This is a genomic window from Candidatus Aminicenantes bacterium (genome assembly GCA_026393795.1).
Taxonomy (GTDB): Bacteria; Acidobacteriota; Aminicenantia; order UBA2199; family UBA2199; genus UBA2199.
In genome coordinates this window covers 1-4,202 of record JAPKZL010000068.1, presented here as the reverse complement: position 1 = coordinate 4,202, position 4,202 = coordinate 1, and the positions used below count along the sequence as shown (strand labels likewise).

Here is a 4,202-nt window from a genome sequence, read left to right as displayed (position 1 = left end):
ACGTGTTCGCGGCCATCCCGGACGAAACATTGCTCCTATGGTACCGGAAGCTCAGCCCGGCCCTGGAGACGGCTTTCGCCGAGCTGGGGTATCCGGGGATCACTTTCGCGCAAAGGCTGAAACAGGCATGCGCACACCTCGACCAAGTGCCGGCAGTAGGAACGGACATCGCGCTGGAGAAGAAGATATTGAGCTATGCGTACGCCGACGTCAGCCTGGAAGACCTCAGCCAGGCACAGAAGCACCTGCTGCGCCTCGGCCCCCAGAACGTGGCGCGCATCCAGAAAAAGCTACGCCGATTCATTGCAGCGATCGGATTTTAGACGAAACCGCGGGAATGCATTTTCCCCGCCATGGATTTAGCGCTTTGGCTTAGATACGGAAAAGGTTGGAATTTGGATTATTCGGCCGCTTTGACGTTGGCGGCTTTGGGTCCCTTGTCTTCCTGAATGACTTCGAACGTCACGTCCTGTCCTTCTTCGAGGGTCTTGAATCCTTCCTGGGAGATGATGGCCGAATGATGGACAAAGATGTCTTTGCCGTCTTCGCCGTGGATGAAACCGTACCCCTTCTTGGCATCAAACCATTTCACTTTTCCTTTTAACATTGTGTTTATTCCTTGTAAATTAAAGTCGCATTCATGGTAGCATGTTTTTTTTTGCCTGTCAACCGCCGGGGATGAATTGCAGCAACTCATCAGTTATTCCAGACGCATCGATAATGCCGAAATTCGGATGCGTTTTCCCTTCAACAAACCGTAAGCCCATTTGAAAACTATTATTTAAATGGTAACATTCTTTCAATAGATGCTTAATAACAATTACAACTAAAAATTCATTCATGCGTTTTTTGCAATAAAGGAGGTGTTTATGAATCACACGCAAAAATCCATCATCGTTTTGGGTTTCATAGTAATTGCGCTTATGATGGGATGCAAAGCAAGCCCCAGCGCACCGGAGGGGATCGTTGGCGGAGGTAAATTGAGATACCATGCTGAAGCACAGACAATACCAGGCGACTATCAGACCGAGGATGGGATTTGGTCATTCAGCATTGAAGGCGATGGGGAGGGAAATTACACAATTTCTGGAAGCGGGAACGTGACATGGCTCGAACCGGTCCAGGCCAACATTTGCACATGGGAGGCAGTAGCCATAGGTACGGTGACACTCACAGGCGAAATGACCGATTGCGAGCTTACTTTCCACATCAAGACTGTGTGGAACAATCCACAGTTGGTCAACGTGCAATGTCCCTACGAACTCCAGGCGCCGACATTCGATCAAACCATCTTTCAAGATGTGGCAGGTCCTTTTCCACTCCAGGTCGGGGCGTCAATTGTGGTGCCTCCAGATGTCATTTGGGCAGGAAAAGCGTTCATTCTCGATGAGATTGTGATAAACTCGGAATCCACAATGTGCAAAATAATCAAATAAGGACAATTAGCTACGGATTTTAAACAAAGGTACCGACGTCACTCAATAACAAACATAACTGGCTCGAACCACAAGGCCGGCATCATAGTCGACCGGGTGACCAAAGCGGAGAACTGGATGTGGGTCGTAAGGTTCGCTGCCGCGGTATTATCCGGTCAGATTTGATCGATCACGACATGAACCTGGCCGCCGATGTTCGCCCCGTCGAAAACGGTCAGGGTATAGGTGCCGTTCTGATTGAGCATTGTCTCGGCGCTGTTCTGGCCGTTGGAAGCGTTGTTTGGTGGAGTGTAATCGCCGCTGCCGTTCGGGGCCTGCAGGTACCCGTATGGCCTCATACTGTTATTGGAGCAAGACAGCGTGATGCGGATGCGAACACCCGAGCTGCCATTGAAGGTCACGTCAACACTGCCGCCGCCGCCAGGCACGTTCACCATCTGATCAACATGAATAGTGATCACATCCTCATCACACTCACAGTTCTTGCAAGCCCCGAAAAAAAGAATACCTGCCAACAAAAAGCAAATACTCGTCATCACCATGATTTTTTTCATTTTGCCCTCCTTGTTTTGTTGATAACATATTGATTTTTTTATTGCAAATCAATAGGGCGATGTCCATAGCTGACAATAATTTTATTTACAATACTCACAGGATGAAATCCGGCGACGTAAAAGAGAACCGGCTCTTCCCGTTGTGGAAAATTACTAAACAAACAGGTATAATATCGTTTATTACCTAAGGAGCTCTGCGCATGAAAAAGAGATCGGTCATCTGGTCCGCCGCGGTTGTCATCGTCGTTTTACTGGCAGTATTCCTGCTTAAAAAACCGGCTGCGGAATATTACGTCTTGAAAAGGACCGATGTCAACTACAAGATACTGGCCAGCTGCACGGTGAGTTTCCCCGAACCCTACGAGATGGCGGCCAAGACCGAAGGCGATGTCAAAGGCATCGCGGTCGTTGAAGGGCAGATAGTAAAAAAGGGCGCTCTCCTTATCCAGGTCGACGATTTCAAGGAAAGACAGAACCTGACCATCGCCGAGAACAACTACGAGAATGCCAAGTTGAAATTGCTCAATTCCAGAGAGGAAACCTACCCACGGTTGACCGAGCAGCTGAACGATGCCCAAGCGGCCCTCACCGACGCGAAAAACCATGCCGAACGCACGCAGGCCCTGTATGCCGGCGGCGCCGTCTCCCGGGTCGAGCTCGAAAACGCGCAGACGAAGCTGGAGGCGGCCCAGGCCCGCTTCAACCAGGCGAAGCTTCAGCTCGATTCCTTCGCCAAGAGCGGCGTGGCCGCGGAGCTGATCAACCAGCTGAACATCCTGAACGCGCAGGTGGAACTGGCCAAGCGTGCGGTCAACGAAAAACAATTTATCGCGCCCTATGACTGCACCATTGTAAAAATCGCTATGAAGGAAGGCGAGACGGTCAAGGCCGGGGAAAAAGCCCTGACCATACTTGAAAAAAAACCCTGGGTACTCGAAACCAACGTCGATCAGAAGGAATTGGGCTTTCTGGAAACCGGCCTGCCCTGTTTTATCATGTTCGATGCCTACCCTGCTGAAAAAGTGAAAGCCAATATAAGTCTCGTCTGTTCGACGATAGACTACGCCAAAGGCACCTGCAATCTGAAACTGCAGACAAATGAAAACAAGGCCTTCATCAAGCACGGCATGACCGGCAGTGTGGAAATTTCCGGAAAGAAAATCAGGGATGTCAACATCAATGTCCTGGCCCTGCCTTCAAAGTATATACTCCGCGAGAAAGAGGGCAATTTTGTTCTGGTTAAAACAGAAAAAAATACAGATAAGAGAGCGGTCGAATTTACCCCGATCGGCGAAAAATGGGTGAGTGTCAAAAACATCCCCGAGGGTTCAAGGATCGTACTGCCCAAATGAAAGGCAACAAAAACCATTATGAATGGATGATTGCCCTGCGCTTTCTCATAAAGGGCAAAGGGCAAACGCTGCTGATCGTCCTGGGCATTGCCGTTGGCGTCGCGGTCCAGTTCTTCCTCTCCTCCCTGATCGGCGGCCTGCAAACAACCTTGATCGACAACACGGTCGGCTCGGCGCCGCACATCAATATCCTGCCCGCCGACCGCATAGCCAAACCGATCAGCAACGAAAGTTCCAAAAGCGATACCAGCAAGGTCCTCTACGAGGAAAGGACCGAGATCTATTCCTGGCAGCAGTATGTCAACGACCTGGAAAAAGACCCGCGGGTCCTCCGTGCGGCGCCTGCGGCCAATGGTTCGGGATTCATTGAAAAGGGCGTTTCCGTAGTACCGGTGTTCGTGAAAGGCCTGACCGCGCCGAACGGGCTCGATATCTATAAAATAAAAGAAAAGATCATTTCCGGCATTCCCGAACTCGCCTCCGATTCCGCTCTGCTGGGCAGGCAGCTCGCCGACCGGTTTACCCTGGCCGTGGGCGACAAATTCTATTTGCGAAACAACAGGGGGGACCAGGTGTTTTTACGCGTCGGCGGCATCTTCGATCTCGGGGCCGCGGCCGGCAACGAGCTGGTGGTGGTCTCCATGGATATGGTACGGAGTTTTTTCGGGATCGAGGGCGTATCGGTAATCGAGGTCCAGGTTAAGGACGTATTTGCCGCCGAAAAGATCGCCAGGGAATACGCCAGACAGTATGAAAGGGTGAAACTGGAATCCTGGCAGGAAAAAAATCGCGAGCTGCTGACCGCCTTGAGTTCGCAGAGCTCCTCTTCCGGCACCATCCAATTCTTCGTCATTATGAGC

7 protein-coding genes are annotated in these 4,202 nt (G+C 50.9%); 4 read left to right on the top strand and 3 right to left on the bottom strand.

The window, feature by feature from the left end; all coding sequences use genetic code 11:
* Positions 1 to 323 (top strand): DUF3014 domain-containing protein (locus NTW95_03330; protein MCX6556453.1); only part of this gene is annotated, 323 nt, incomplete at its 5' end.
* 77 nt (positions 324 to 400) lie between these two features.
* Here the strand turns inward: NTW95_03330 and NTW95_03325 are convergent.
* Positions 401 to 607, bottom strand: a complete 207-nt coding sequence (locus tag NTW95_03325) for a cold-shock protein (GenBank protein ID MCX6556452.1) — start codon at positions 605 to 607, stop codon at positions 401 to 403.
* Between the two features lie 58 nt (positions 608 to 665).
* Entirely contained in the window at positions 666 to 842 is a 177-nt protein-coding gene (locus tag NTW95_03320; protein ID MCX6556451.1) for a hypothetical protein, read from the bottom strand.
* 27 nt (positions 843 to 869) lie between these two features.
* Between NTW95_03320 and NTW95_03315 the strand changes: the two genes are divergently transcribed.
* The gene (locus NTW95_03315; GenBank protein MCX6556450.1) at positions 870 to 1,436 is read left to right on the top strand and encodes a hypothetical protein; all 567 of its coding nucleotides are present in this window, start codon (positions 870 to 872) and stop codon (positions 1,434 to 1,436) included.
* Between the two features lie 155 nt (positions 1,437 to 1,591).
* Here NTW95_03315 and NTW95_03310 read toward each other — a convergent pair whose 3' ends face one another.
* Positions 1,592 to 1,990: a hypothetical protein gene (locus tag NTW95_03310; protein ID MCX6556449.1), complete on the bottom strand. Its 399-nt coding sequence runs from the start codon at positions 1,988 to 1,990 to the stop codon at positions 1,592 to 1,594.
* Between the two features lie 200 nt (positions 1,991 to 2,190).
* Here NTW95_03310 and NTW95_03305 point away from each other — a divergent pair, with 200 nt between their 5' ends.
* Both NTW95_03305 and NTW95_03300 read left to right on the top strand, forming a co-directional pair.
* The gene (locus NTW95_03305) at positions 2,191 to 3,342 is read left to right on the top strand and encodes an efflux RND transporter periplasmic adaptor subunit (protein MCX6556448.1); all 1,152 of its coding nucleotides are present in this window, start codon (positions 2,191 to 2,193) and stop codon (positions 3,340 to 3,342) included.
* The coding region (locus tag NTW95_03300) for an ABC transporter permease (protein MCX6556447.1) at positions 3,339 to 4,202 on the top strand (864 nt) is incomplete at its 3' end. The genes NTW95_03305 and NTW95_03300, both read left to right, overlap by 4 nt.

Coding starts and splice junctions, on each gene's coding strand:
- NTW95_03315 (MCX6556450.1), top strand. CDS start 870: ATGAATCACACGCAAAAATCCATCATCGTTTTGGGTTTCATAGTAATT.
- NTW95_03305 (MCX6556448.1), top strand. CDS start 2,191: ATGAAAAAGAGATCGGTCATCTGGTCCGCCGCGGTTGTCATCGTCGTT.
- NTW95_03320 (MCX6556451.1), bottom strand. CDS start 842: ATGAATGAATTTTTAGTTGTAATTGTTATTAAGCATCTATTGAAAGAA.
- NTW95_03310 (MCX6556449.1), bottom strand. CDS start 1,990: ATGAAAAAAATCATGGTGATGACGAGTATTTGCTTTTTGTTGGCAGGT.
- NTW95_03325 (MCX6556452.1), bottom strand. CDS start 607: ATGTTAAAAGGAAAAGTGAAATGGTTTGATGCCAAGAAGGGGTACGGT.